General features: G+C 62.9%; 41 protein-coding genes. 30 read left to right on the top strand and 11 right to left on the bottom strand.

Features of this window, described 5'->3' with window-relative positions; translation table 11 throughout:
* Positions 1 to 16: 16 nt before the first annotated feature.
* From NKI69_RS27200 to NKI69_RS27170, 7 genes are all read right to left on the bottom strand, one after another.
* Complete coding sequence (locus NKI69_RS27200) at positions 17 to 337, bottom strand: hypothetical protein (RefSeq protein WP_352722886.1); 321 nt, start codon at positions 335 to 337, stop codon at positions 17 to 19.
* On the bottom strand, positions 337 to 762 hold the full coding sequence (locus tag NKI69_RS27195; RefSeq protein ID WP_352722885.1) for a hypothetical protein: 426 nt from the start codon (positions 760 to 762) through the stop codon (positions 337 to 339). The genes NKI69_RS27200 and NKI69_RS27195 overlap by 1 nt, the downstream gene beginning before the upstream one ends.
* Positions 752 to 1,444: a hypothetical protein gene (locus tag NKI69_RS27190; protein ID WP_352722884.1), complete on the bottom strand. Its 693-nt coding sequence runs from the start codon at positions 1,442 to 1,444 to the stop codon at positions 752 to 754. The genes NKI69_RS27195 and NKI69_RS27190 overlap by 11 nt, the downstream gene beginning before the upstream one ends.
* A 4-nt stretch (positions 1,445 to 1,448) precedes the next feature.
* Complete coding sequence (locus NKI69_RS27185; RefSeq protein WP_352722883.1) at positions 1,449 to 2,351, bottom strand: helix-turn-helix domain-containing protein; 903 nt, start codon at positions 2,349 to 2,351, stop codon at positions 1,449 to 1,451.
* Between the two features lie 154 nt (positions 2,352 to 2,505).
* The gene (locus NKI69_RS27180; RefSeq protein ID WP_352722882.1) at positions 2,506 to 2,727 is read right to left on the bottom strand and encodes a hypothetical protein; all 222 of its coding nucleotides are present in this window, start codon (positions 2,725 to 2,727) and stop codon (positions 2,506 to 2,508) included.
* A gap of 112 nt (positions 2,728 to 2,839) precedes the next feature.
* Positions 2,840 to 3,391 carry a hypothetical protein gene (locus tag NKI69_RS27175; protein WP_352722881.1) on the bottom strand — a complete coding sequence of 184 codons (552 nt, stop codon included), beginning with the start codon at positions 3,389 to 3,391 and terminating at the stop codon, positions 2,840 to 2,842.
* Complete coding sequence (locus NKI69_RS27170; protein ID WP_352722880.1) at positions 3,360 to 3,599, bottom strand: helix-turn-helix domain-containing protein; 240 nt, start codon at positions 3,597 to 3,599, stop codon at positions 3,360 to 3,362. The genes NKI69_RS27175 and NKI69_RS27170 overlap by 32 nt, the downstream gene beginning before the upstream one ends.
* 93 nt (positions 3,600 to 3,692) lie before the next feature.
* Between NKI69_RS27170 and NKI69_RS27165 the strand changes: the two genes are divergently transcribed.
* The 30 genes from NKI69_RS27165 (at position 3,693) to yacG (ending at position 20,261) form a co-directional block, all read left to right on the top strand.
* Positions 3,693 to 4,289 (top strand): helix-turn-helix domain-containing protein, encoded by a 597-nt coding sequence (locus NKI69_RS27165; RefSeq protein WP_352722879.1) that lies wholly within the window; start codon positions 3,693 to 3,695, stop codon positions 4,287 to 4,289.
* A gap of 324 nt (positions 4,290 to 4,613) precedes the next feature.
* The gene (locus tag NKI69_RS27160; RefSeq protein WP_352722878.1) at positions 4,614 to 5,738 is read left to right on the top strand and encodes a hypothetical protein; all 1,125 of its coding nucleotides are present in this window, start codon (positions 4,614 to 4,616) and stop codon (positions 5,736 to 5,738) included.
* The gene (locus NKI69_RS27155) at positions 5,735 to 6,046 is read left to right on the top strand and encodes a hypothetical protein (protein WP_352722877.1); all 312 of its coding nucleotides are present in this window, start codon (positions 5,735 to 5,737) and stop codon (positions 6,044 to 6,046) included. Before NKI69_RS27160 ends, NKI69_RS27155 begins: the two co-directional genes overlap by 4 nt.
* 2 nt (positions 6,047 to 6,048) lie before the next feature.
* Positions 6,049 to 6,234 (top strand): hypothetical protein, encoded by a 186-nt coding sequence (locus tag NKI69_RS27150; RefSeq protein WP_352722876.1) that lies wholly within the window; start codon positions 6,049 to 6,051, stop codon positions 6,232 to 6,234.
* Complete coding sequence (locus tag NKI69_RS27145; RefSeq protein WP_352722875.1) at positions 6,231 to 7,367, top strand: hypothetical protein; 1,137 nt, start codon at positions 6,231 to 6,233, stop codon at positions 7,365 to 7,367. The genes NKI69_RS27150 and NKI69_RS27145 overlap by 4 nt, the downstream gene beginning before the upstream one ends.
* Before the next feature lies 1 nt (position 7,368).
* On the top strand, positions 7,369 to 7,794 hold the full coding sequence (locus NKI69_RS27140; protein WP_352722874.1) for a hypothetical protein: 426 nt from the start codon (positions 7,369 to 7,371) through the stop codon (positions 7,792 to 7,794).
* Positions 7,791 to 8,045 carry a hypothetical protein gene (locus tag NKI69_RS27135; RefSeq protein ID WP_352722873.1) on the top strand — a complete coding sequence of 85 codons (255 nt, stop codon included), beginning with the start codon at positions 7,791 to 7,793 and terminating at the stop codon, positions 8,043 to 8,045. Before NKI69_RS27140 ends, NKI69_RS27135 begins: the two co-directional genes overlap by 4 nt.
* The gene (locus NKI69_RS27130) at positions 8,042 to 8,218 is read left to right on the top strand and encodes a hypothetical protein (protein WP_352722872.1); all 177 of its coding nucleotides are present in this window, start codon (positions 8,042 to 8,044) and stop codon (positions 8,216 to 8,218) included. Before NKI69_RS27135 ends, NKI69_RS27130 begins: the two co-directional genes overlap by 4 nt.
* Positions 8,219 to 8,319: 101 nt before the next feature.
* Positions 8,320 to 8,451 (top strand): hypothetical protein, encoded by a 132-nt coding sequence (locus tag NKI69_RS27125; RefSeq protein WP_352722871.1) that lies wholly within the window; start codon positions 8,320 to 8,322, stop codon positions 8,449 to 8,451.
* Positions 8,451 to 8,666 carry a hypothetical protein gene (locus NKI69_RS27120; protein WP_352722870.1) on the top strand — a complete coding sequence of 72 codons (216 nt, stop codon included), beginning with the start codon at positions 8,451 to 8,453 and terminating at the stop codon, positions 8,664 to 8,666. Before NKI69_RS27125 ends, NKI69_RS27120 begins: the two co-directional genes overlap by 1 nt.
* Entirely contained in the window at positions 8,666 to 9,064 is a 399-nt protein-coding gene (locus NKI69_RS27115; RefSeq protein ID WP_352722869.1) for a hypothetical protein, read from the top strand. The genes NKI69_RS27120 and NKI69_RS27115 overlap by 1 nt, the downstream gene beginning before the upstream one ends.
* A complete protein-coding gene (locus NKI69_RS27110) occupies positions 9,061 to 9,585 on the top strand; it encodes an ASCH domain-containing protein (protein WP_352722868.1) in 525 nt (174 codons plus the stop codon). Before NKI69_RS27115 ends, NKI69_RS27110 begins: the two co-directional genes overlap by 4 nt.
* Positions 9,582 to 9,794 carry a helix-turn-helix domain-containing protein gene (locus NKI69_RS27105; RefSeq protein ID WP_352722867.1) on the top strand — a complete coding sequence of 71 codons (213 nt, stop codon included), beginning with the start codon at positions 9,582 to 9,584 and terminating at the stop codon, positions 9,792 to 9,794. Before NKI69_RS27110 ends, NKI69_RS27105 begins: the two co-directional genes overlap by 4 nt.
* A complete protein-coding gene (locus NKI69_RS27100) occupies positions 9,791 to 10,225 on the top strand; it encodes a hypothetical protein (RefSeq protein ID WP_352722866.1) in 435 nt (144 codons plus the stop codon). The genes NKI69_RS27105 and NKI69_RS27100 overlap by 4 nt, the downstream gene beginning before the upstream one ends.
* Position 10,226: 1 nt before the next feature.
* On the top strand, positions 10,227 to 10,559 hold the full coding sequence (locus NKI69_RS27095; RefSeq protein WP_352722865.1) for a hypothetical protein: 333 nt from the start codon (positions 10,227 to 10,229) through the stop codon (positions 10,557 to 10,559).
* 76 nt (positions 10,560 to 10,635) lie between these two features.
* Positions 10,636 to 11,454: a glycosyltransferase family 25 protein gene (locus NKI69_RS27090; protein WP_352722864.1), complete on the top strand. Its 819-nt coding sequence runs from the start codon at positions 10,636 to 10,638 to the stop codon at positions 11,452 to 11,454.
* 97 nt (positions 11,455 to 11,551) lie between these two features.
* Positions 11,552 to 12,181 (top strand): sulfotransferase family protein, encoded by a 630-nt coding sequence (locus tag NKI69_RS27085; protein ID WP_352722863.1) that lies wholly within the window; start codon positions 11,552 to 11,554, stop codon positions 12,179 to 12,181.
* A gap of 36 nt (positions 12,182 to 12,217) precedes the next feature.
* Positions 12,218 to 12,652, top strand: coding sequence for a Ros/MucR family transcriptional regulator (locus tag NKI69_RS27080; protein WP_352722862.1), 435 nt, complete (start codon positions 12,218 to 12,220; stop codon positions 12,650 to 12,652).
* A gap of 8 nt (positions 12,653 to 12,660) precedes the next feature.
* Positions 12,661 to 12,897, top strand: coding sequence for a hypothetical protein (locus NKI69_RS27075; protein ID WP_352722861.1), 237 nt, complete (start codon positions 12,661 to 12,663; stop codon positions 12,895 to 12,897).
* Positions 12,887 to 13,192, top strand: a complete 306-nt coding sequence (locus NKI69_RS27070) for a hypothetical protein (RefSeq protein WP_352722860.1) — start codon at positions 12,887 to 12,889, stop codon at positions 13,190 to 13,192. The genes NKI69_RS27075 and NKI69_RS27070 overlap by 11 nt, the downstream gene beginning before the upstream one ends.
* Positions 13,193 to 13,388: 196 nt before the next feature.
* Entirely contained in the window at positions 13,389 to 14,489 is a 1,101-nt protein-coding gene (locus NKI69_RS27065) for a tyrosine-type recombinase/integrase (protein ID WP_352722859.1), read from the top strand.
* Between the two features lie 220 nt (positions 14,490 to 14,709).
* Positions 14,710 to 14,904, top strand: a complete 195-nt coding sequence (locus NKI69_RS27060) for a hypothetical protein (RefSeq protein WP_023809256.1) — start codon at positions 14,710 to 14,712, stop codon at positions 14,902 to 14,904.
* Positions 14,905 to 15,050: 146 nt separating this feature from the next.
* The gene (murA, locus tag NKI69_RS27055; RefSeq protein WP_023809257.1) at positions 15,051 to 16,343 is read left to right on the top strand and encodes a UDP-N-acetylglucosamine 1-carboxyvinyltransferase; all 1,293 of its coding nucleotides are present in this window, start codon (positions 15,051 to 15,053) and stop codon (positions 16,341 to 16,343) included.
* A gap of 91 nt (positions 16,344 to 16,434) precedes the next feature.
* Positions 16,435 to 16,869, top strand: coding sequence for a DUF2948 family protein (locus NKI69_RS27050; RefSeq protein ID WP_023809258.1), 435 nt, complete (start codon positions 16,435 to 16,437; stop codon positions 16,867 to 16,869).
* 7 nt (positions 16,870 to 16,876) lie between these two features.
* Entirely contained in the window at positions 16,877 to 18,169 is a 1,293-nt protein-coding gene (hisD, locus tag NKI69_RS27045; RefSeq protein ID WP_352441082.1) for a histidinol dehydrogenase, read from the top strand.
* 6 nt (positions 18,170 to 18,175) lie between these two features.
* Positions 18,176 to 18,661 carry a UPF0262 family protein gene (locus tag NKI69_RS27040; RefSeq protein ID WP_013530198.1) on the top strand — a complete coding sequence of 162 codons (486 nt, stop codon included), beginning with the start codon at positions 18,176 to 18,178 and terminating at the stop codon, positions 18,659 to 18,661.
* Entirely contained in the window at positions 18,649 to 19,110 is a 462-nt protein-coding gene (locus tag NKI69_RS27035) for an arsenate-mycothiol transferase ArsC (protein WP_081734750.1), read from the top strand. The genes NKI69_RS27040 and NKI69_RS27035 overlap by 13 nt, the downstream gene beginning before the upstream one ends.
* Positions 19,111 to 19,197: 87 nt before the next feature.
* Positions 19,198 to 19,416, top strand: coding sequence for a translation initiation factor IF-1 (gene infA / locus NKI69_RS27030; protein WP_006200926.1), 219 nt, complete (start codon positions 19,198 to 19,200; stop codon positions 19,414 to 19,416).
* Positions 19,417 to 19,437: 21 nt separating this feature from the next.
* Entirely contained in the window at positions 19,438 to 20,067 is a 630-nt protein-coding gene (locus NKI69_RS27025; protein WP_023809261.1) for a Maf-like protein, read from the top strand.
* Complete coding sequence (yacG, locus tag NKI69_RS27020) at positions 20,064 to 20,261, top strand: DNA gyrase inhibitor YacG (protein WP_023809262.1); 198 nt, start codon at positions 20,064 to 20,066, stop codon at positions 20,259 to 20,261. The genes NKI69_RS27025 and yacG overlap by 4 nt, the downstream gene beginning before the upstream one ends.
* A 16-nt stretch (positions 20,262 to 20,277) precedes the next feature.
* Here the strand turns inward: yacG and NKI69_RS27015 are convergent, their stop codons facing one another.
* The 4 genes from NKI69_RS27015 to NKI69_RS27000 are packed head-to-tail and all read right to left on the bottom strand — an operon-like array spanning position 20,278 to position 25,497.
* On the bottom strand, positions 20,278 to 21,651 hold the full coding sequence (locus NKI69_RS27015; protein ID WP_023809263.1) for an alpha-glucosidase/alpha-galactosidase: 1,374 nt from the start codon (positions 21,649 to 21,651) through the stop codon (positions 20,278 to 20,280).
* Between the two features lie 19 nt (positions 21,652 to 21,670).
* Positions 21,671 to 23,338: an ABC transporter ATP-binding protein gene (locus tag NKI69_RS27010; RefSeq protein WP_352722858.1), complete on the bottom strand. Its 1,668-nt coding sequence runs from the start codon at positions 23,336 to 23,338 to the stop codon at positions 21,671 to 21,673.
* A 10-nt stretch (positions 23,339 to 23,348) separates the two neighbouring features.
* Positions 23,349 to 24,488 (bottom strand): ABC transporter permease, encoded by a 1,140-nt coding sequence (locus NKI69_RS27005; RefSeq protein ID WP_128302683.1) that lies wholly within the window; start codon positions 24,486 to 24,488, stop codon positions 23,349 to 23,351.
* Between the two features lies 1 nt (position 24,489).
* Positions 24,490 to 25,497 carry an ABC transporter permease gene (locus NKI69_RS27000; RefSeq protein ID WP_127296635.1) on the bottom strand — a complete coding sequence of 336 codons (1,008 nt, stop codon included), beginning with the start codon at positions 25,495 to 25,497 and terminating at the stop codon, positions 24,490 to 24,492.
* Positions 25,498 to 25,680: the final 183 nt, after the last annotated feature.

Below are 25,680 nucleotides of genomic sequence, written 5' to 3'. Positions count from 1 at the left end.
CGGGAAAGGCGGGCGGTCATTGCGCTTGGTCGCCGTATTGCTCGGCCACGACGGCGCCGACGATCTCGTCGACCCAATCGTCACGCCACCATGCGGTTTTGCGGTAAGTCGGAAGGTTGCCCGGTGCAGCCGCCATCCCCTTGCCGTAGCCGCAGCATCTGGCGATCCCCATCTTGCGAGCGTCGGGGAAGGCGTCGACCAGAGCTGCGAAAGCCAGATGCCGCCCGCGCGCCTCGCGCTGCGCGACGTGGCCGAGAGCCGTCAGGATTGGACTGGTCTCAGCCAGACGACAGGCCATGACGATGGCGAGCGCGATTTGATCGGCTGTCGGAAACATCAGATGATCCCCGCTGCAAACCGGTCAGCTTCCCGATCAGCCTGCCCTTTGAGGCGTGCGATCAGCTCGGCATGGGACCAGACGGTCGAGCGCAACGTGGTGGCTTCGGCCATGAGCACGCTGTTCAGCGTTTCGACATTGGCGCGGTACCAGTGCTGCCCGAGATGAACGTTCGCCAGGAACCGCTCGGCCGCCAGCACAAGGGTGCGCGCCACCGGCAGACCCGGCGTCCAGAGGACGTTGGCGAAGTGCAGCCTCTCCCATCGACCGGGTTGCAGCTGGGGGAGCAGCGCTTCGATATTCTCGGCCGGAGCAAGGCGGAAGACGCCGGGATCGGCATCGAAGCCGACGGCGCAGACCGCTGCATAACCGGCGTTCTTGCGGCGCTCCACCAGGTTGCGTGGCATGGCGATATCAACCGGCATTTTCTTGGGCCTCGCGCCTGCGACGGTTTTCTTCGCGCTTGCGTTCCTTCCGGCGCCGTTCGATTTCGCGGATCGTCAGGCGACGGAACCCACGGCTTGTGCGGACCAGCCCGAACTCCTGCTCGATGCCGGCGAGGATCTGACCCAGCACCCGGCTCTTGATGTCGTGAAGGGACTGCCTCGACATGATGTCGACGCGGTGCTTGTCCCAGACGCGGGTGCAGAACTCCGCGCCATTGCCGCCGGCGTGAGCGAGGAAGGTGCGCTTGTAGCGCAGCGCGTCCTGGCCTTGCCGTCCTGCCCGCACGAAGCGCAACAGGTCCATGATGTCGACCATCCGGTCGGCGGCCGACTGGTGAACCACGATCCGAACCTCGGCCGTGTCGTATTGTGGCATGCCGTCCTCGAGGCGCGACCGCTCGCGGATAAAGGCCTCGCCTTCGGTCTCCCGTGACGAAGGCATCGCCGACCCGACCCGTGACACCATGCGGCGCTCAACGTTCTGCATCTGGCGTTGGGTGTCGACGGCGTCGGCAAAGAGCAGCCAGAGCAGATCGCGCGGCGTGGGCAGGCCCCGCTTGTTCTTGGCGAAGAAGATGTCCTCGGCATGCCGCATGTGCTCGATGAAGCGGTCGATCCGCTTCTCCTTGTCGGCCGGCGTATCGAGAAAAAGACGTCCCATTCAATCAATCCCGCGCTGCCGAAGCAGGTGCCGTTTCAGTTACGGATGTTGCCATTTTGGTTACACTTTGGGCAAGCGAAAGATCGCTCGGCCACCGTGTTTTCCGCAGGATGCGACGACACTTAATCGTGCTTTCCACGCCCCTGTCGCCATATTGGCGACGGATCGACGCCAGCCATTCGCCCCACTCCGGCCGATCAGGTGTGATCACGAAATCGCCGTCCTTGTCGATCGGCGGGCCGCCGTGGAACTCGGCGAAGAGCTGCTTTTTCAGGAAGGGGATCATCAGGGGCTTTTCCTTCCGAAGGATCATGGCCGTTCGATAGGTCTCGGCCGTGGCAATGGCCATCGCCTTGGCGTCAGCTCCGAGGGGTGCGAACGTTCGGGCAGCCGCTTCCCGGCTATCTGGCCGCATCTTCTCCGGCCATGAATTCCACAAAATATCGAAATCCCCCCAGCCTAGCGCGTCAGCGCGCCCTGGAGGTTCTCTTACTGGTTCTCTTACAAGGTTAGTGTCCGGATTCCGGACACGGCTATTGGCATTTTCCGGACACGGCTTTGCCTGTTTTCCGGACACGGCTCCGTGTCCGGATTCCGGACTCGGCACTACCACATCTTGTGCCGCGACGAAGTCGGCCTCGAACGAGAACCGGTAGCGCGTGTTCTCCTGCTGGCGGGTGCGGGGGTTGATGTGCTGCTCGCGGCGGATCAGGCCGATGCGCTCCAGGATCTTGAGATGCTCGTTCAGCGCGGAGCGCGACATCTCGCAGTCATAGGCGAGCTTGTCCTGGGAGGGGAAGCAGCCGAGGTCGGGGTTGTGGCGGTCGCAGAGGTGCCACAGGACCACTCTGGTCGCTGGCTTCAATCCGCGCTGGGTGATGGCCCAATTGGTTGCAGCGTGGCTCATGCCCCTGCACCACGGGTGGACGCATTTGCGCAGGTATATCCGCAGCCCCGCCACGGATAACCTGACCCCGCTTCTGTATGCACGTACATGTCGCTCTCTCAACCGTGAGGAGCGGCAATTCCTACAAATTACAAATGGTATTGCCGTTCAAGTTCTAGGTAAGCACCGCCCCGATCGCTGAAACCACGGCGGCAAGTATTTCCTTCGTCCTGGCCGCGCCGACTGTCTCTTCGAGATATGCCGCCGCCGCGACCATATGGATTGTCGCCGCCCGCTCGGCGGCAGATGATCCAATGCTCCTGGCTATCACACAGAATCCAGCCATCACGGTTTTTACTTCCCCGTTTATGGCTGGCCCGGCGTCCGTCTGAATCATTTATTTAAACTCCTCGTTAAATGCTTCGCATTTGAAACATTGGCTGGGGACCAATGGTGCCAGGCCGACGAAGAATGAAATCAAGTCTTCGAGTACAGGGGCCGTGGCACAGTCAACGCCGCTCTCTGGCATCAGCAACCTTAGCCAGCGGATCGTTAGCCGGCGCCAGCGTGGACCCCGACTTCTGGCAAAGGCGGTTGTAACGGCCGAGCAGATCGAAGATGGCTTTGCCGTTCCAGTTGGACGCATTGCCGTACCAGGCCTCACGCACGCGCCAGTGGCCGCGCTTATAGCCCAGGTTGTCACAAGCCGCGTTGATCTGCGCCTTGATGCCCATGCCCGGTTTGATAGGACCCGCGGCCTTGAAGACCACGTCTTGTAGCTCAGCTGCAATGTCTTGCATCGATTCCTCACGAACAACAGGAGAAGGAACGACGAACGGTCGGGATTCTCGGATGCCCTGTCGGACACCTCCAACGATTTCCGCGTCATTGTCGCCACCGGAACAGGGAGCCTGCGAATGACCGATGACGACGATACCTGGATACCCTTCGGCCTCGCGGCCTGGGGCGTTGTCGAGAATGCCGACCAACTTCGGACGGATAGAGGGAACTTGTTGATTGTACCTCTGGTCAGGCCGAAGCCTGTCGCTTCGCAACGACATCAGCAGCCTCCTTGCCCAACCAATCGCTTGCCGTCACCTCGCCGTCGGTCATAACGACGATACGGTCGAGGTATGGTTGCTTCGGCCTCCGACGACCGGACTCGTAGCGGTCGACCGACAATCGGGTGCAACCGATCTTCTGGCCGACCTCGGCCGGGGACAGATTGTGCGCCAGGCGCCATTTCTTCAAAGGATGATCAGCTTCCATGAGCCCGATTTCGCACCAAATTGGTTACAAGTCAACGTTTGTAACCAGATTGGCACAGTTTCGCTGTGAAATAATTTGCGGTAACGACTCGATATGAGCAATGGCATCAGGCACTTCCGCGAGATCAAGGGCATCAGCAAGGCCGAGTTGGCTCGTCGCGTTGGCATCACCCGCCAGCACCTCGGCCGCATGGAAGAGGACGAGCGGAAGCTGTCGGCAAAGTGGGCTGAGAGGATCGCTCCGTTTCTCGACTGCCAGCCGCAAGAGCTGCTTTTTCCGGAGCTTAGCCAGATTGATCTGACCAAGTTCAACAGCGTCTTCGAGATCCTCAAAGGCCACGAACCAAAGCCTGGATCGCCGGCCATAGCGCTCGACACCGACTTCTTGGAGCGCATGGTGCCAGAAGCGGCTGGGCACAACCTCCGCTTCATGATGGTCGACGCCTACCAGGCCAACGGACTTGTAACCAAAGGTGATGCGCTTGTCATCGATACGGATGACAACGAGCCGAATCGGCCGGGCCTCTACGCGCTCGACATCGCCGGCGTGGTGCAGTGGCGGTACCTCTCTCCCCTAACGTCAGGCGCCGTACAGGTCCACAGCGACAACAGCGCTGCAAACAATGAGACCGTCGAGCCGAAGGATTTGAAGGTCGTCGGCCGCGCCCGCTTGCGGATTTCCACATTGTGATCTGATTTTTTTTGCCTTGGTTGTAACCATTTTGGCTACACCTCTTGCAAAATGAACCAAATTGGTTACGATCCCTTCACGCAGAAGGATCGCTAGACCGATGGCCCAGTACCCCCTGGTTGTTTTTCTCCATCATGGCTCGCGGTCTGGTGTCGAGTATCTGCGTGTTCCCGGCCGGGTTGGTGCCTGCAACCCTACCCCCCACGCCCAGCGCCAGCTCGGTCGGGTCCTCCCAATCTGAAAGCAGACCGCACCCACGACCGCCTTGTCGTGCCCTTTGTGGTGCCAAAATGGTTTCACGTGTAACGCAAAAGGATACAATCGATGACGGCGGACCAATACGCTTGGTGGCGTCAGGCTTTGAAGCTGGCTGGCGGATATCGCGAGCTGACCCACGATCAACTGCTCCTGCTTGGCCCCTCGGCCGATAGCCCGGAGTCAGGATTTTTCAGGAACCGTCCCTATAAGGACGCGCCGCTCGTTCCCGTTGCCATCTGGCGCGATGGGTCGGGCACAATCTTCTGCCTGCAGAACGACAAGGAAGCGGAGGCCGATAAGGTCTGGAATTACGCTTGTCGCAACCCGATCACCGAAGCGCTCTATCGTTCGGTGCTGGCGGGCGAGGCGTGGCCAGATGAGCCGCCTTCGGTTTCGAAGGACCACAACCTGCCGGCCAAGACCGGCGATCTCCACAAGGATTTGATCGTCGAGCTGTCGGCCGAGAAGGAAACGGTCGAGGGCTTCCTGAAAAAGCCGATCAGCACCCAGGAGCAAGCCGATCAGGCGGGCGTTTGGGCAAAGCGGCTCGCCGGCATCGCCACCAAGGCGGATGAACAGTTCAACGTCGAAAAGCGGCCTTGGCTCGATGGCGGCAACGCCGTGGACGACAAATGGCGCGACGTGCGCACCGATGCCAAGGAACTCGCCAAGAAGCTGAAAAAGCACGGCGAGGCATGGCTGAAAGAACTCGATCGGCAGGAGCAGGATCGCCAGCGCAAGGCCCGTGAGGATGCCGACCGCATCCGGCGCGAGGCCGAAGCGGCGGCGCAGCGCGTGGCGGATGCCGCCCGCGCCGCCGAGGAAGAGCAAGCCCAACGCAACGCCATGGCAAACCCTGCCGGCCTTGCGGCTTCATTCGAACAGGAGAGCCAGAAGGAGGCCGATCTTCTCGAAGCCGAGGCCGAGGCCAAGCGGCTGGTCCAGCAGGTAGCAGACGCGGATCGTGAGGCGCAGCCCCGCTCCGTCTTCTCCGGCAGGACCGGCGCCAAGGTGTCCCTCCATACCTATTGGGTCGCGAGCATCACCGATTACGACGCGCTGGTCGTGGCCCTGAAACACGATCCCGAAGTGCGGGAGGCGGTCGAAAAGGTCGCCGGCCGCATCGCTCGCAACAAAGACGCCACCCTGCCAGCCGGCATGGAGCGCATTCCAGACAAGAGGGCAGCATGACCGACCAGAAGATCGTCGCCGTGAAATTCGGCGAGAGCGACAAAACCTATGACTTCTTTGCCGGCGCGTTCGACGTCGCAGTCGGTCAGCGCGTCATGGTCCCCATGCGCGGCCGAGAGGTCAGCGTGACCGTGGCCGAGGTGAAGGACCATTCCGAGTTGGCGAAGGTCGCCATCATACGCCCTGACGTCCGCACCGACGAGCAGCGCGCCGCCAAGCATCCGACCGGCCAGCATCAGTGGTCGCCCGACGGCACGCTGCTCGACGAGAACGGCAACCGGTCGATCTTCGACGACGTGGACAAGTAGCCATGAGCTGGGTGCGCCTCGCCATCATCGTCCTGTGGCTGCCGGTAAGCCTTTTCGCGTTCCTCGGAACGCTACAGCGCGAGATCCGGTCTGCCTTCTGGTTCGCGTGGAACGACATGCGGATCGAACACGATGCAATGCGCCAGACCTGGCGCGTCAACCGCTTCAACCCCGAGGATTGGAAATGAACGAACGGGCACAGGTGCCGGCACTGCTAGTCGGCGGCGCGATCAGCGCCATCATTCCGCAGTCGATCGAGGAGACGTGGCGCCTCTCGACCATGATCGTTGAGGCAGGGCTGGCGCCGCAGGCCCTCGTAGGCAGGGAACCGAACGACGACGCCGGCATCGACGCCTGGAACCGCTGGGGCAAGAAAGGCACCAGCGCCGTCGCGATCGTCATCATGTCGGGCGCGGAGCTTGGCTTGCCGCCCATGGTGGCGCTGCGCAGCTTCACCGTCATCGGCGGGAAGCCAGCGCTTTACGGCGACGGCCTGATCAACGTCGTTCGCAAGTCAGGCAGAGTGAAATCGCTGGAGCTGGGCTATCTGCGCGACGCGACGAAGGAAGCGCTCCTCAATCTCGGCCTGCACAAGGACGTGGTCGCCGGGATGAACACCCTCGACGAGCGAACCATCGGCTGGTGCAAGGCTGTGCGCGCCGACACAGGCGAGATGAAGATCGAGGCCTACTCGGTTGCTGACGCCAAGAAAGCCGGCCTTTGGGACGAGCGCCCCACGCGGCGCGGCAAGGTGTGGAAGGACGGAAAGCAGGAATGGGGCGATGTCCCCAATGACGCGGTGTGGTTTCGCCATCCCAAGCGCATGAAGCAGTGGCGAGCCGCCGGCTTCTGCCTTCGTGAGCTTTTCGGCGACGTCCTGGGCGGCATCCGCGATGAGTTCGAGGCGCGCGAGATCGCCGGCGATTTGATCGAGCACGACGACGAGCCTGCACCCACGGCGAGGCTCACGCCGCCATCGCCACCCAAGCCGCCGAGCCCCGACGCGCCTTTCGGCATCGACACGATTCCCGACAGCGGTTTCGACAAGGATATGGCTGGCGAGCACGACGGCGCGGAAGCTGCCGAGGAGGAGCAGGAGCAGTCCTCCGACTACGGCGAAGGCAAGGCATTCAATTACGGCAAGTTCTTCGAGGATTTCCAGCTGGCGCTCGCCGGAGCGAAGTCCGCCGCGGCTGTGGAAGAGGTCTGGACCGAGTTCGACGTGGAAGCGCGGTTTACGAACGACGACAGCAGCCGCCAGTTGGCCGACAAGATCAAAGCGCGGCGGCTTGCTGCGCTCAACCCGCCGAGCGCTGGCTGACATGGCTGGCCGCATCGCCACCCTTGCCGACCACGGCGCCCAGGTTCTCGGCCCGCCCGAGAACTGGAGGCCCCGCGCGCTCAGCATCCGCGAAAAGCTGGAGATCGTCGTGCGCCAAGGGGGCAAGGAGCCCAGCGGCGCGCGGCTCAACCCGCTGGACGGCGTCCAGTTCGACCACGATCCCGCCCTCCAGCGTCGGCGCTGGAATGCCGAGGCGCAAGACACAATCCCGCCGTCGTGCGGCCTGGAGCACATCGTTGCGCTCAACAAGCCGACGCACGGCGCGAAGACACCGCACGATCAGCGCGAGATCGCGAAAACCAAGCGCCTCGAAGGGCGCACGGGCCAGAAAAAGAACAAGCGGAAGATCCCCTCGCAAAAGATGCAGTCGCGGAAATTCCCGAAGGCAAACAGGGGTTCTCGATGACGCGGTCCAGCTACAGCGAAATGGCCGTCATGCACGGCTTCGTGTTCATCGCCGACAACTGCCGGCCAGGCACGACGACTGTCACCAACGACGCCGAGCGCGTGGTGCAGGAGTGCCTCGGCATCTACGGCGAGCGCCGCATCATCTACCGCGACAGCGAGGGCGAGTGGGCCGAGCTGCTCCACACCGGCATCCAGTTCCGTGGCTTCGCGCCCTACACCGACCGCACGCCCGACGAGGAGGCAGCATGACGCCGATCGAGTTTGCCCAGCGCTGCGCCAGGATTTCATCAAGAGCGTCGGCATGGGCCGGCGACGTTCTCGATACCAGCACCGAAAAGCCGGCCCGTCGCGAAGACGTCGAACGCTTCATTACCGAGATGCGCGAACGTCTCAACTACATCGAGGAGAAACTGAATGGCTGATCAAATCACGCATCCCCCGCGCCTTTCCGACCTGCAATTGCAGATCACGCAGGCGCAGACACAGGCTAAGATGGATTTGCTGGAGCGCACCAACGAGAGGCTTGCGAGCCACCTTCAAAGCGATCTTCGACGGCATCGGCCGCAACGAACACGTCGAGCTGGTCTATCCCGGTGGTGAGCTGGTGCTGATCACCAAGGCTCGGCCGCGCCGGGCTGGCGAGGGTGGCGAGTGATGCCGATCCTCTCCGTCTACATCGACGAAAGGACGGCAGCTCGCATGCGCTCGATTGCGGCCGAGAAAGGCCGGTCGATCGAGGACCTTGCAGAGTGCGCCGTCTCCGAAGCCGCGCTCGACTATTTCAGGCTCGCGCCGCTCGCCTCCGATCCTGGTCGCGCCGACGGCGGCGCGAACATCATCACCACCCACACCAACATCGCGGGGCAGTGATGGACGACGCATTTGGACATGTCCAAACACAAGTCGATCCGCGAGACGTTGCGCTGATGAAGCTGCACGACATGCTGGCCAAGCGCAACGCGCCCAAGCCAGGCAGCTTCATCAGCCTCGACGAGGATCAGAAGCGGGAATATTTCCGCGTCGCCCGCCAGCGTAACCGGGCCAAGGTGCGCGCCGCCCCCTCGGTCGCCGCCACTTCTGACAACATCAATCAGGCGCTCGCCGATGCGGCGCTGATGATCCTCGCCACCGGCGCGCCCGGCGCCGACCATGTGCGCAAGGTGCTGCAGACGATCTTCGCGCAGCGGCCGGGTGTCCCTATCGCGGTCGAGACCAAGGCCAAGAAGGGCAAGCTCAAACCGAAACTGATCGCCAGGAGTGACCCATGAACGATCTGCCCCGCCTCGCCCTCTCGGTGCGCCAACCATGGGCGTTCGCGCTGGCGCACCAGTGGAAGTCGGTGGAAAACCGCTCCTGGAAAGCAGCCAACCCCGGCCTGAAATTCCGCGGCGATTTCGCCATCCACGCCTCGACCGGTATGACGCGCGACGAATACGAGGACTGCGCCGATCTCTGCCAGTCGCTCGGTTTCCGATGCCCGCCGCCGGCCGAGCTGGAGCGCGGCGGCATCGTCGGTGTCGGCACCATCGTCGCCATCGTGACCGAATTCGACAGCCCGTGGTTCTTCGGCCCGAAGGGGCTGATCATCGCCAACGCGCGGCCGGTCGAGTTCATCCCGGTTGCAGGCCAGCTCGGGTTTTTCGATTGGAAGCGCCTGGTGCCATTCGCCAAGAACGGCAAGCCCGTCCTGCCGGCGAAATGGATGCTGCCGGCCACGTCGAAGCCCGTCACGGCCCGGCCGGGCATATCCCCACCTCCAACCACCGACACGCAAGGATCGCTTCTATGAGTGGCATTCAAGAGATGAAACGCGACCAGCTCCTGTCCGAGATCGGCGAAGAGATCGTCACCGCCGACATGCTGGCGGCGAAACTCGGCATCTGCACCCGCACCGTCTACCGCTATGTGAGCCAGCTCCGCGAGCGTGGCCACAAGATCCTGTCGGGGCCAGGCTTCGGCTACCTGAGACTCGAGCGCCGTCCGGAGGTGCAACCATGACCCTTTGGTGCGTGAACATTCACGGTCCGGACGATGTCGTTGCCGTCGCCGACTACCCGACTGCGATCAAGGTAGCCAACACGTTCAACGCGTGGTGGCAACGGCAAGAGCGCCGCGAGAACGACCCGCACCTGTGGGCCGTCCCGATTGAATGGCCCTACAGCGAAGCCTCGCATGCGGAATCGTTGGTAGATACTTCCGGCGAATATGCTGGCTTCATCGCCGCCGCTCTCGCGAGCAGCGAGGCCATCGAGTGGACGCCCGAGCTGGAAGCGGCACGGATCGCACTCTGCCACTTCTGGCTCAAGATTGCTGACGATCCGCAGGAAGGTGGCGTTCGCTACCCTGAACTCGGCCGCAGGGCAATCGAGACCGAACAGGCGCTCACCATCTTGGGCGACTACGCACGTCTCACCGCCGAGCGAACCTGAGATGTTCTTCATCGACGCGTGGTCTGTCGGCCTTGATGAAATCCCGCGAAAGGAGATCACCCCCGAGAGCATCCTGTCGATCCTCCAGCGGGAGGGCCGGTTCAGCAGCTTCGAGGCGTCCGGCAATCCGGCGATCGCCAGAGCCATGACGGCATTGCTGGATAGGAAAAACGGTCTTCTCGAAACCTACCTGCCCGAGAGCCACAAGGGAAAGCTCGAACCGGAAGGCACACGCGGTCAGGCCTTCTCCGGCTATCCGTGGACCTATGTCCGCCTGACCGAAGCGGGCCTCCGCGTCGTCGGCGCCGGCGCGCCGAGACCTGATCACAAATAGCCTCAAGCAGTCGTGATCCGCCGCATCCAGTTTAGTCGAGTAAGGGAACGACCCGCAGAAGGGGCGAACAGCAACCATGAAATCCTACGTCATCAACCTGGACCGCAGCCCCGACAGATGGCAGCGAATGAGAGATCGCCTCCACTCGATCGGGGCAGCCTTTGAAAGAGTCCCGGCGGTGGACGGACGCCTGCTTAGCAACGCTGAGATTGCGGACGTCTACAAGCCCATAGCTGGCGCGGCCGCGATGACGCCGGAAGAGGTGGGCTGCTTCCTAAGCCACCGCAGGTGCTGGGAGCGGATCGTGTCGGGCACAGACGCCTACGGCTGCGTTCTCGAAGACGACATGTTGATATCCAAGCAAGCGGCTCTGTTCCTGGGTGACAACACCAACTGGATTCCCGGAGACGCGGACATCGTGAAAATCGAAACAGTCGGCGGACGAGTGTGGCTTGACCGCGTGGTACGCTCACTGCCCGGCGTCTTCAAACTGGCGCTTCTGCGGAGCTTTCATTTTGGGTCCGGCGGATACATTCTTTCGAAAGCGGCGGCCGAGCGCCTCTTGGCGGTCACCAAAGTATTCTCGGATGCGGTCGACCATGTGAAGTTCAACCCCGCCTGTGGACTGGCCGACAGTCTGAAATCCTATCAGGTGATCCCGGCCCTTTGCGTCCAGACCAAGACTTTTTACTCTGCAGGATCCAATCTGATCGATGCGCCGGCGCTCGCCGTGCACAGTGATCCCCGTTTTCCGGACAACTTGGTCAACAGGCCATGGATAAAGCGAAAGGTCCTGCAGGCGTTTCGTCGGGTGGGACACAAGCTGCGCCGACATTGGCGAACCGAGATCGTGTTTGCCGACCAGCCATCTGCTTTCGACCACAAGCAAGCTTAGGCCAGGCCGCACAACAAATCGGCCTTTTTCTTCTTGACTTCATTGTAACCAAAATGGTTACATCGCGCATCGATTTGGCTACACCAAGGAACCAGAAATGAACGAGTTGCCCGCAATCGTCGTCGCCGGCTTAGGTCGATGCGGGACATCGTTGATGATGCAGATGCTGCACGCCGGCGGCGTGCCCTGCGTTGGGGACTGGCCAGATTTCGAGACGAACGCCAGCATGTTCGGTCGGTTCGACCCCAAGGCGTTCTCTGCCCTTCGCGGCAAGGCGATCAAGCTCATCACGCCGGCGGACCTTCCCATTGGCCCGATGCCGCGCCATGTCGTCATCTGGCTCGATCGAGACCCGCAAGAGCAGGCCAGATCGCAGTTGAAGATGCTGGACGGGACCGGGGCTCCGGTGGCGAACAACCGGAAATCCATGCGCGTCTTCGTCGCCGGCCTGCGCCGCGATCGGCCCTTGAACATGGCCGCGGCAGGCCTCGGGCGGCTTCCCAATTTGAGGCTGAGTTTCGAGCACCTGATCACGCGGCCAGCCCATACCGTCGCCGCGCTCGAGGCGTTCCTGCTTTCGCACGGATACGACACCGTCGACAGCCGGGCGATGCAGCAGCAAATCCGTCCGCGCTCGGCCGCCTGCTATCCCGGCATGATGGAGTTCGAGCTTCTCAGATTCGAGCGGCAACGCTCGCAACCAGGTCGCCCAGGGGCCGCCCTTTAGGCCCCACGACGTCAACCCCTACCACGGAGAGTAACAATGGAAGACAAGAGCCTACGCCTCATCGAACTGACCGCCGGGATCGTCTCGGCCTATGTCGCCAACAACCCGGTGCCGGTCGCTGAGCTGCCCAACCTGATCGCCAGCGTCAGCGGCGCCGTGAACAAGCTCGACGGCCCGATCGTGACCGCGACCGCACCGCAAGAGCCTGCCGTCAATCCGAAGAAGTCGATTTTTCCCGACCACATCGTCTGCCTGGAAGACGGGAAGCACTTCAAGTCGCTCAAGCGCCACCTTCGGACCGACTACGGCCTGACCCCGGAAGAGTACCGCGCTAAGTGGAACCTGCCCGCCGACTATCCGATGGTCGCGCCGAATTACTCGGCGACGCGCTCGGCGCTGGCGAAATCGAGCGGCCTCGGCCGCCACGCGAAGGTTGTTCCGCTCCGCGCCAAGCGCCGCGCTTTCGCGTAGGCACGGCAATGGACGTCCGCACCGTCGTTGATCGGCTCGCGAAGGGCGACCACCTCCACCTCGGCTTCTCCAGTGGCCAGAGGCGTTGGTGGTTCGAAGGGCCGTTCCAGGCCATCCCCGAGCATGTTGTTCACGCGGCGGTGCGTGACGGGGCTGTCGCCGTGATCGAGGCCGGCGACAGCCTTTTCGGCTTCAAAGGAAATTCTCAGACCTGGTTGGTCGAGGAGCGCTCCGATGCTCAATAGCTTCCCCGGCGCCAGCTATGACCATTGGAAGACAACGCCCGACGATTGGCACATGCCCTATTGGGTGGAGCCCGACGCGCACGAGCTGGCGCGCATGCACCGCAACTACGATCTCACCCCGTTCTTCGACGGCGACGAGAGCCGGTACGAATGGCTCTGCGAGGAGCGCGACGAACTGGCGCGCATCGATGCCCACGAGCGCGCGCCACAGGATGAGGATTTCGAGGAGATGAACGTCACCTGTTACCTGGTCGACGGGCCGGGCCGCTATGGGCTCTGCTTCGAGGCATCATGAACGACCAGCCTCCCGAGGTGCTGACCGTCGCCAAGACGCCAGACTACTGGTCGTCGCTTTTTCACGACAAAGGGTTGCGTATGTCCGCGAGGTCGTTGCGCGAGAAGGCGATCAAGGCCGGGCTCTGCTACCATGTCGACAAGCAAATATTGATCTCGCCAAGGCAGATCGACGAGTTGTTTTTGTGGAGTAAGTCATGCCGCTCACCATCTACAAGCGGGGCCGTTTCTGGTGGCTCACGGGCAGCCTCAAAACCAAAGACGGCGAGAAGCGAGTTCATGAGAGCACAGGCGAGGCTGACAAAACCAAAGCGGACGAAATCAGGCTCAGCCGCGAGTTAGAAGAGCGCGAAGTTCGCCTCCTCGACCCGAAGCAGCTCTTCACCTTCGCCGCCGCCGTCAACGCCTACCTGGACGCCGGCAAGGGCGATCAGTATCTCGCTCCGCTGCTGGCCAAGTTCGGCGAGACCAGGATCTCGGCAATGACCGGCGCAATGGTCCGCGCCGCCGCCAAGGAAATCTATCCCGATGCGGCCTATACGACATGGAACCGCCAGATCATCACGCCGGCGAAAGCCGTCATCAACCTGAGCGCCGACGCCGGCGACTGCCCAGAGGTGAAGATCAAGGGGTTCTCCAAGCGCGACAAGAACGTGCGCCTGCCCTCGACCGCACCGCGGCGAGCCGTCGACCGGTCCTACATCAACACGTTTCGCGAATACTGCGAGGAGGACCGGCTGCGCACCCTCATGCTGTTCATCTTCCAGACCGGGGCGCGCATCGGCGACGCGATCAAGCTGGAGCCGAAAGACCTCGATCTGCCGGCCCGCAAGGTGACGTTCCGGGATATGAAGAACGGAGACGATGGCTCGGCCGATCTCACGATCGAGCTGGTCTATGAACTTCAGCAGCTCGAGCCGCGAAACGGCCGGGTCTTCGGCTTCCTGCATCGCTGGTCGGTCTACAAGCTGATCAAGGCCACATGCGCCCGCGCCGGCATTCCCTACCTCGGCACCCACCAGCCAGGACGGCACAGCTTCGCAACCGAGATGATCGTGAAAAACCGCGTCGACATCAGGACGACGGCCGACAAGGGGAACTGGAAATCACCGCAGGTCTTGATGAACAACTACCCGCACAGCGACACCGGCCCGGCGGTCATTGACGAGGTGTTCGGGACCGAGCCCGGGAAGAAGTCGGGGATCGGTGGTTCCAATCTGGCCACTTTGGTTACAAGAGCTACACCAGTCCGAAATCCGGGGCTCACTAAGTGGTTGGAAAATAAGAAGAAATCGTAGGTGCCGATTTGGCTACTCTCCCTTACCAAGGGAGTGCTCTACCACTGAGCTACCGCAGCCGCTGATGGCGGGGCTTCTGCCATATCGAACCGGCAAGCGCAAGGCCAAGCGCAACGCTTCTGTGAAAGCCTTTGCCGGATAGCTTTTAATGACATGGGGGCGCCACAATGTTGGCTATCCCTGAATGGCGGGCTGGCTGCTCACGGGCCAGAGCGGGACAATGGATGACAAGGCAATTCCAGTGAAAAAGGATGGTCCACCGAATAACAGCGCAACAATCCGCAAGGATCGGCTGGCAGAGCAATTGCGCGCCAATCTGCAGAAGCGCAAGGCGCAGTCACGCTCGCGGCGCACCGGAGATGCAGATCAACGGCCGGACGGGCTCGCTGCATCGAAGGAAATACAAAAAGATTAACTCAAATCGGCCACTCTTGGCCCGGGGTGGGCGAAATCCCATTTCTTGAACCAGCGTAATTCTTGAACCAGATCGGCCAATGGTCTAGACGGGCCGCTACTCAAACGATTGAACCGGCCCTGTTTGGCCGAGAGGGACTTTCTTCCATGGATCGCATCAGAATTGTCGGGGGCAACCAGCTCTCCGGAAGCATTCCGATCTCGGGCGCGAAAAACGCGGCGTTGCCTTTGATGATCGCCTCGCTTTTGACCGACGACACGCTGACGCTGGAAAACGTGCCGCATCTGGCCGATGTCGAGCAACTGATCCGCATCCTGGGCAACCACGGCGTCGATTATTCGGTCAATGGCCGCCGCGAGAAGCAGAATGAGGGCTATTCGCGCACCATCAACTTCTCCGCCCGCAACATCGTCGACACCACAGCGCCCTACGAGCTGGTGTCGAAGATGCGCGCCTCGTTCTGGGTGATCGGCCCGCTGCTGGCCCGCATGGGCGAAGCAAAAGTGTCGCTGCCGGGCGGTTGCGCCATCGGCACGCGGCCGGTCGATCTGTTCCTCGAGGGCCTGCAGGCGCTGGGTGCCGACATCGACGTCGACACCGGCTATGTCATCGCCAAGACAAGGAATGGCCGCCTTGTCGGCAACCGCTATATCTTCCCGAAGGTCTCGGTCGGCGCCACCCATGTGCTGATGATGGCCGCGGCGCTCGCCAAGGGCGAGACGGTGCTGGAAAACGCGGCTTGCGAGCCCGAGATCGTCAACCTCGCCGAGTGCCTCAATGCCATGGGTGCGAAGATTTCCGGCGCCGGCACGCCGACAATCACCATCGACGGCGTCGAATCGCTCTCCGGTGCGCGCGTACGCGTCATTCCCGACCGCATCGAGACCGGCACCTATGCCATGGCCGTCGCCATGACCGGCGGCGACGTCGTGCTCGAAGGTGCGCGTCCGGATCTGCTGCAGACCGCACTGGACGTGATCGCCCAGACGGGTGCGGAGATCACGCCGACCAATTCCGGCATTCGTGTGAGGCGCAACGGCGCCGGCATTGCGCCGGTCGACGTGACGACGGCGCCGTTTCCGGCCTTCCCGACCGATTTGCAGGCGCAGTTCATGGGCCTGATGACGATGGCCAAGGGCAAGTCGCGCATCACCGAGACGATCTTCGAGAACCGCTTCATGCATGTGCAGGAACTGGCGCGGCTCGGCGCTCACATCACGCTTTCGGGCCAGACGGCGATCGTCGACGGCGTGCCGAAACTGAAGGGCGCGCCGGTCATGGCGACCGATCTTCGCGCCTCTGTCTCGCTGGTCATCGCCGGCCTGGCGGCGGAAGGCGAGACGACGGTCAACCGCGTCTACCATCTCGACCGCGGCTTCGAGCGGCTGGAAGAAAAGCTATCCAACTGCGGCGCGGTGATCGAGCGGATTTCCGCATAGGCCAATCGCAAGGCCTCGCGGTGCGGTTGCGCGGACGGGAAAGACCGCCTAACAGAAGGTTCAGTTATCAACCTTCAGGTGCGAAATCCGCATGACTGCCCTTAAGCTTATCGCGCTCGACGATCAGGATCTGAGCATCGTTTCGGCCCATGTCCAGGATGCCGTGATGAAGGTCAGCGACCTCGAATTCCTGCCTGCGGCCAAGCGTTTCCTGCTGACCATGAACCGTTTCGTCTGGGAGGCCAAATCCGGCCTGTTTCGCCAGCACAATGAGCGGCGGCAGGCGGTGCTGCATTTCGACCGGGTGCTCGGCGCCAAGACCAACGGCATCGCCCGCGACAAGCCCAATGAGGTCCTGTCGCTGCTGGCGATCAGCTTCATCGAGATCAGCAAGCCGGCGGGCATCGTCGAGCTGATCTTTGCCGGCGGCGGCACGATCATGCTCGACGTCGAATGCATCGAGGCGCGCCTTGCCGATATTGGCGGGGCGTGGGAAGCCACCTCGCGCCCCATCCACAAGGCCTGAGCGTCCGATGGCCATCAAGCTTCGTCAGTCCGACGCCGATTTCGAGCAGCGTTTCGCCGCCTTCCTGTTGACCAAGCGGGAAGTGTCCGCCGACGTTGATGCCGCGGTGCGCGACATCATCGCGCGCGTGCGCGCCGAAGGCGACGCGGCGCTGATCGACTATTCACAGAAATTCGATCGCGCCGATCTGACTGGATTGGGCATCGCCGTCTCGAAGGACGACATCGCTCAAGCTTACAAGGCTGCCGACTCAAAGACGATCGAGGCGCTGGAATTCGCGCGAGACCGTATCCGCTCCCACCATGAGCGGCAGCGGCCGAAGGATGATCGCTATACGGATGCCGCCGGCGTCGAGCTCGGCTGGCGCTGGACGGCGGTCGAGGCGGTCGGGCTCTATGTGCCGGGCGGCACGGCGAGCTATCCAAGCTCGGTGCTGATGAACGCCATACCGGCCAGGGTGGCCGGGGTCGAGCGCATCGTCATGGTCGTGCCGGCGCCCGGCGGCATCATCAATCCGCTGGTGCTGGTGGCGGCCGACATATCAGGCGTGTCGGAAATCTACCGTGTCGGCGGCGCCCAGGCGATCGCAGCCCTCGCCTACGGCACCCGGACTATAAAGCCGGTCGCCAAGATCGTCGGCCCGGGCAATGCCTATGTCGCGGCGGCCAAGCGCCAGGTGTTCGGCACCGTCGGCATCGACATGATCGCCGGGCCGTCGGAAGTGCTCGTCGTGGCCGACGGCAGCAACGATCCGGACTGGATCGCGGCCGACCTGCTGGCCCAGGCCGAGCACGATGCATCGGCGCAATCGATCCTGGTCACCGACGATCCGGCCTTCGGCATCGCTGTCGAACAAGCGGTCGAGCGCCAGTTGCAGAGCCTGCCGCGGGCCGAAACGGCTGCGGCGAGCTGGCGCGATTTTGGCGCCGTGATCCTGGTTCCAACCATTGAATCCGCGCTGCCGCTGGTCGACCGCATCGCCGCCGAACATGTCGAACTGGCCATCGACGATGCCGAGGGTTTCCTGGCGCGGATGCGCAATGCCGGTGCCGTCTTTCTCGGCCGCCACACCCCGGAAGCCATCGGCGACTATGTCGGCGGCTCCAACCATGTGCTGCCGACGGCACGCTCGGCGCGCTTCTCGTCGGGCCTGTCGGTGCTCGATTTCGTCAAGCGCACGTCGATCCTCAAGCTTGGACCGGAGCAGTTGCGTATCTTGGCGCCGGCGGCGATTGCGCTCGCCAAGGCGGAAGGCCTTGAGGCGCATGGACGCTCCGTCGCCATACGGTTGAACATGTAGGCGGCGATGTCTGGCCCCGATCAAACCCGCGCCAGGCTGATCGATGTCGAACTCGATGAATCGATCGGCCGGTCGACACCCGATGTCGAGCATGAACGCGCGGTGGCGATCTTCGACCTGATCGAGGAGAACAGTTTTCAGCCCGTCAATGACAGCGGCGACGGCCCTTACCGGCTGAAACTGTCGCTGGCCGAGCAGCGCCTGGTGTTTGCCGTGGCGCGCGAGGATGGCACCGCCGTCGTCACTCATATCCTGTCGCTGACGCCGCTGAGGCGCATCGTCAAGGATTACTATATGATCTGCGAAAGCTACTACGACGCCATCCGTTCCTCGACGCCGAGCCACATCGAGGCGATCGACATGGGCCGCCGCGGCCTGCACAATGAAGGTTCGCAGACGCTGATGGACCGGCTATCCGGCAAGATCGACATAGACTTCGATACGGCGCGCCGGCTGTTCACGCTGGTCTGCGTACTGCACTGGCGGGGCTAGCCCTGGCACCCGGCGCCCTACCCCGTTCGATCCTGTTCCTGTGCGGCATGAATGCCGTGCGCTCGCCAATGGCAGAGCAGCTGGCGCGCCGCATGCTGCCCGCGGCCATCTTTGTCGCTTCGGCCGGCGTTCGCGCCGGCGAGCGCGATCCGTTCGTCGATGCGGTGCTTGCCGAGGAAGGCCTGTCGTTGGGCGAGCGTCACCCACGGACCATGGACGATCTCGAGGACGATTATTTCGACCTCATCGTCACGCTGGCGCCGGAAGCGCACCACGCCGCACTTGAACTCACCCGCTCGCTCGCTGTCGAGGTCGAATACTGGCCGACGCCGGACCCGACCGACGCCGCCGGCACGCGCGAACAGATCATGGCGGCCTACCGGGACGTGCGCGAGCGCCTGAAAGCGCGGATCGGGCGTCGATTCACACCTCCGGAGGCCGCCGATTAAGCGTGTTCACAAGCGGACGATTATCATATAGGTTCCGCCGAAATTCCGGCCAGGGCGCTGGAACTACCATCCAAGCAAAGGTATCGAATGCCGAAGGAAGAAGTCCTCGAGTTTCCGGGTGTCGTGACGGAATTGTTGCCGAACGCGATGTTCCGGGTAAAGCTCGAAAACGAACACGAAATCATCGCCCATACGGCCGGCCGCATGCGCAAGAACCGCATCCGCGTGCTGACCGGCGACAAGGTTCTGGTCGAGATGACGCCATACGACCTGACCAAGGGCCGCATCACCTATCGTTTCAAGTAAGCAAAGCCCGACTGGTCCGCGATGAGCATTTTGCAGAAGCTGGTGCTTGCCTCGGGTTCGCCGCGCCGAATCGAGCTCTTGCAGCAGGCCGGCATCGAGCCGGACCGCGTGCTGCCGGCCGATGTCGACGAAACGCCGCTGCGTGCAGAGCATCCGCGCTCGCTGGCCAAGCGGCTGTCGAAGGAAAAGGCCGAGAAGGCGTTCGCGTCGCTGAAAACCGAAGCCGACTACGCGCCGGGCTTCGTGCTGGCCGCGGATACGGTCGTCGCCGTCGGGCGGCGCATCCTGCCCAAGGCAGAAACCCTCGACGACGCCGCCAACTGCCTCGGGCTGTTGTCGGGCCGTTCGCACCGGGTCTATTCCGGCATCTGCCTGATCACCCCGGGCGGCAAGCTGCGTCAGCGGCTGGTCGAGACGCGGGTGCGCTTCAAGCGGCTGCCGCGCGAGGAGATCGACGCCTATGTCGCGTCGGGCGAATGGCGCGGCAAAGCGGGTGGTTACGCCGTCCAGGGTCTCGCCGGCGCCTTCGTCGTCAAGCTGGTCGGCTCCTACACCAACATCGTTGGGCTGCCGCTGTATGAGACCGTCGCGCTGTTGAGCGGCGAAGGCTTCAAGGTGCATGGCGGCTGGCTGGCGGGAACCCGGCTGTGAATTCCGACTCCAAAGTCACGCCCTTACGCCCAAAGCGCCCCTGCCCCGAATGCGGCAAGCCCTCGGCGCGCGACACCTTTCCGTTCTGCTCGACGCGCTGCAAGGACATCGACCTCAACCGCTGGCTGAAGGGCGCCTATGTCATCAAGGCCCGCGATGACGAGGAAGAGACGGACCCCGACGCTCCGAATTAAGGCTGGGCGCCGCCGATCAGGCGGCGGCCTCGTTCTTGCGCTTCAAGCGCGCCCAGGCAGGCAGCCATTCACCATGAGCAGCCAAGAGATCATCGACCAGTGACCAGATCTGGTCGAGATCGAGTTCGGCCGCGGTGTGCGGATCCATCATCGCCGCATGGTAGATGTGTTCGCGGTTCTCGCTCATCAGCGCCCGCACCGTCAGTTCCTGCACGTTGATGTTGGTGCGGATCAGCGCGGTCAATTGCGGCGGCAGGTCACCGATATAGGTCGGCTGGATGCCGGAGGCATCGACCAGGCACGGCACTTCGGCGGCGCAATCCCGGGGCAGCGAGGTGATGCAGCCATTGTTGCGGACGTTGCCGTAGATCACCGAGGGTTCGCCCGTCCACACCGAATTCATGATCGATGAGGCATATTCCCGGGACTGCTCGACCTCGATGCGATCGGCCGAGCGATAGGCCTCAGCCTGTCCCTTCCAGCGCTCGATCTGTTCGATGCAGCGCTTGGGATACTCATCCAGCGGGATGCCGTACTTCTCGATCAGGTCCGGGCGGCCTTCCTTGATGAAATAGGGCGTGTATTCGGCGAAATGTTCCGAGCTCTCGGTGACGAAATAGCCGAGCCTGGTCAGCATCTCGTAGCGCACCTTGTTGGGGCAGCGCGGGTTCCAGCCGGGCTTGGGCGCGCGGCCTTCGCGATAGGCGCGCACGAGATCGGGGTAGAGGTCGCGGTACGAACCGTCCGGCTGGCGATGCTCGAAGCTGAGATAGAAGGCCATGTGGTTGATGCCGGCCGAGCGATAGCGGATCTCTTCGTAGGGAAGGTCGAGATCGTGCGCCAGCTCCATTGCCGTGCCCTGCACGGAATGGCAGAGACCGACCTGCCTGATGTCAGGGTATTTCTCCGCTATCGCCCAGGTGTTGATCGCCATCGGGTTGACATATTGCAGCATGATCGCCTGCGGGCAGACGGCGAGCATGTCCTCGCAGATCTTCCACAGATGCGGCACGGTCCTCAAGCCGCGCATAATGCCGCCGACGCCGAGCGTGTCGGCGATCGTCTGGCGCAGGCCGTATTTCTTCGGCACTTCGAAGTCGGTGACCGTGCAGGGCTCGTAGCCGCCGATCTGGAAGGCGACGACGACGAAATCTGCGCCCGCCAGCGCCTTGCGCTGGTCCGAATGGGTCTCGGCCTTCGCCTTGACGCCGAGCGTCGCGATCAGCTTGTTGACGACGATGGCGCTCTCTTCCAGCCGCTGCGGATTGATGTCCATCAGCGCGATGGTCGCGCCGGAAAGCGACGGGCGCTGCAGCACGTCGCCGACAATGTTCTTCATGAACACCGTCGAGCCTGCGCCGATGAAAGTGATCTTGGGATTTCTTGCCATGCTAACCTCCGGCATATGTTCAGGCCACGTCGAAAGCGGCCCTGACGAGCCGTTCCGTGTAGGCGGTCTTGGGATTGGACAGGACGTCGTCGACGGGGCCCTGCTCGACGATCTTGCCGTTCTGCATGACGATCACGCGATGGCACAGTGCGCGCACCACCTTGAGGTCGTGCGAGATGAAGAGGTAGCTGAGGCCGCGCTCGTCCTGCAGCTTGCGCAACAGGTCGATGATCTGCGCCTGGACGGAGAGATCCAGCGCCGATGTCGGCTCGTCGAGCAGGATGAATTCGGGTTCGAGTGCGATGGCGCGGGCGATCGCGATGCGCTGGCGCTGGCCACCGGAGAATTCGTGCGGAAACCGTGACAGTATATCGCCCGGCATGCCGGCGCTGACCAGCGCGTCGCGCACCCGTTCGACCCGCTCGCGCCGCGTCGCCCCTATGCTGTTGACGATCAGCCCTTCCTCGATGATCTGGCCGATCGTCATGCGCGGGTTGAGCGAGGAGAACGGATCCTGGAAGACGATCTGCATGCGCGAGCGCAACGGCCGCATCTGCGCCCGCGACAGGCCGTGGATCGGCTTGCCGTCGAAACGGATCTCGCCGCGCTTGGCGTCGATCAACCTGAGCAGGGCCTGGCCGAAGGTGGTCTTGCCTGAACCGGACTCGCCGACCAGCCCCAGCGTCTCGTGGCGACAGAGTTTCAGGCCGAGATCGTCGACGGCGACCAGCTCTCGCCAGTCCGGTTTCAGGAAGGTGCCGTGGCGCAGCATGAATGAGACGCGCACGCCGCTGGCCTCCAGGATGGTGCCGCAGCCCTCCGGCAGCGGCTTCGGCTGCCCCTGCGGCTCGGAAGCGAGCAGCCGTCTCGTGTAGGGGTGCTGGGGGTTGGCGAATAGCCGTTCGGTGACGTTGTGCTCGCACATTTCGCCATGCTGCATGACATAGACGTAGTCGGAGAACTGGCGCACCACGGTCAGGTCGTGGGTGATCAGGATCACCGCCATGCGCAGCTCTTTCTGCAGGCTGCGGATCAGGTTCAGGATCTGCGCCTGGACGGTGACATCGAGCGCTGTGGTCGGCTCATCGGCGATCAGCACATCGGGATTGTTGGCCAGCGCCATGGCGATCATCACCCGCTGACGTTGCCCGCCCGATAGCTGGTGCGGGTATTGCTTGAGCCGCGCGGCGGGATCGGGAATCTGCACATGCTGCAGAAGTTCCAGTGCGCGCGCCCAGGCCTGCTTGCGGCTGACTTTGCGATGCACCCGGATCGCCTCGACGATCTGGCTGCCGACCGTATAGATCGGGTTGAGCGAGCTCATCGGCTCCTGGAAGATCATCGAGATGCGGTTGCCGCGCAGCTTGCGCCGGGCGCTCTCGGGAAATTTCAGGATGTTTTGCCCGTCATAACAGACGCTCGACCCGGGCGACACCGTGGCGCGCCGCGACAGAAGGCCCATGACGGTGCGCGCCGTCACCGACTTGCCCGAACCGGATTCGCCAACGATGGCGATCGTCTCGCCGCGATAGAGCTGAAACGAGATGTCCTTGACCGCGTCGACGACGCCATGCTCGACCTTGAAGGCCACGGCGACGTTGCGGGCGTCGATGATCGGCTGGCTCTGGCGTCCGTCATGGTCGTGACGGACGATGGGTGCGAAGGATTCGGCGAGCGCGACGGACATCTCAGGCACCTCAATAAGGGTCGACGGCGTCGCGCAGGCCGTCGCCCAGCGCGTTGAAGGCAAAGACGGTGACGAGCACGAAACCGACCGGCGACAGGATCCAGGGATAAGTGCCGATGACGGAATAGGTCGCGGTGTCCTGCAGCATCAGACCCCACGAGATCAGCGGCGGCTTGACGGCGAAGCCGAGGAAACCGAGGAAGGATTCGAGCAGCACCACCGTCGGGATCGCCAGCGTCACGGCGACGATCACGTGGCTCATCACATTGGGGAAGATGTGCTGCATGATGATGCGCCGGTCGGTGGCGCCGACCGCCATGGCGGCGCGCACATACTCGATCCGCGCCAGCGCCAAAGTCTTGCCGCGCACCTCGCGAGACATCTGCGCCCAACCCAAGGCCGACATGACGATGATGACGAAAGCGAGGAAGACGTTGGTGGGAGCGGTGACCGGGATCAGCGTCGTCAGCGCCAAATAGAGCGGCAGCTGCGGGAAGGCGAGCACCAGTTCGACGAAGCGCTGCATCCAGACATCGAACCTGCCGCCAAAATAGCCGGAGACCATGCCGACGGTGGTGCCGATGACGGTGATGATGAAGACGACCGTCAGCGCGATCATCAACGAGACGCGCGAGCCATGGATGGCGCGCGACAACACGTCACGACCAAACTTGTCGGTGCCCAGGAAATGCACCGGCTGGCCGTCCAGCGAGCCGAACAGATGCCGGTCCGCCGGCAACAGCCCGAAGAGCTTGTAAGGCGCGCCATGCACGAAGAAACCAAGCAGCCTTGGATGATCGTAGTCGGGACCGACGACGGGCTGGAAAGTGACCGGATCGAGGTCCGCCGAATCGGCCAGCGCATAGACCCTCGGCCGCGCGACGAAACCGCCATCTCTGTCATGGAAAACAGGCACCTGCGGAGGCGCGAAGCCGACATCCGTCACCTTCGGGTCCATTGGCGCGATGAACTCGGCGAACACGGCCATCACCAGCAGCAGCACGACGAGCCAGAGCCCGGCCATGCCGGTCCAGGAGCGCTTCAGCCGGCGCCAGACAAGGGCGAGGTAGCTTTCGTTACCGCGCGCCGGTTTGGCTACGATGCGACCTTCGGCCGGCAGCGGTGGAGGGGATGGATCGCGCGCCAGCATCTCAGCGCTCCCCGAACTGGCGCACGCGCGGATCGAGCAGCACGAGCAGCATGTCGGCGATGATGTTGCCGACGATCAGCGTCGCCGACAGCACCATCATGAAGGTGGCGGTGACATAGACATCGCCGACAGCCATGGAGCCGACGATCGCCGGGCCGACAGTCGGCAGCGCGAAGATGATCGCCGTCTCGATTTCGCCGGTCAACATGTAAGGCAGCACCACACCCTGATACATGATGAGCGGGTGCAGTGCGTTAGGCACGGCGTGGCGCATGACGACGGCGGCGCCGGTCAGCCCCTTGGCCCTTGCCGTCTCGACATATTGCGCGTTCAGCGTATCGAGCAGATTGCCGCGCATGACGCGCATATTGTAGGCGAGCCCGCCGAAAGTCGCGATCGCCACCACCGGCCAGACATGCTTGACCAGATCGACGAATTTGGCCCACGACCACGGCGCGCCCCCATATTGCGGCGAGAAGAATGAGCCGATCTCCGACACGTTGAATTGGAAGACCAGGAGATAGACGATGATCAACGCCATCAGGAAGCGCGGCACCGTCATGCCGAGGAAGGAGATGGCCGACAGCGCCGAGTCGATCCAGGTGTATTGCCGGGTCGCCGCCCATATGCCGAATGTTATGCCCAGCACCGAAGCCAGCAGATGGCAGACCAGCGCCAGGAGAAGCGTGCGCGGCAGGCGCTCGCCGACCACGTCGGCGACCGGTTTGTTGTAATAGAGGCTGTAGCCGAAATCGCCGCGGGTGACGATGCCGCCGATCCAGTTGAGATACTGGAGGGGAAGCGGCTTATCGAGACCATGCTCGATGCGGTAGGCCTTTGCCTGCGCGTCGGCCTCGGCGAAGGAGGCTCCACCCTGGTTGATCGCCTGCGAGCGGATGTAGTCGGCATAATCGCCCGGCGGCGCCTGGATGATGGCAAATGTGGCCAGGCTCAAAATGGCGAGGACCGGGATTGCCGACGCTATTCGCGTGAGCAGGAATCGCAGCATGGACGGTTCGTTTCCTCGTCTCGCCGATCGCGCCCTTGGTTGCGTCCGGAGGTTGGTTTGTCCGGCCCCGCCAGCCGCGCGGCCCGAGGTCGCTCAGGCACGGAGGTAAACCAAATTAATACGCCCCATAAAACCGGGTTTTGCCGGCAGTTATTGCGGGAAAAATTAGTATTTAGCCAGCAT

Origin of the sequence: Mesorhizobium sp. M0491, from assembly GCF_040321265.1 — a bacterium.
GTDB lineage: Bacteria > Pseudomonadota > Alphaproteobacteria > Rhizobiales > Rhizobiaceae > Mesorhizobium.
This window is presented reverse-complemented; position numbering and strand designations above follow the sequence as displayed.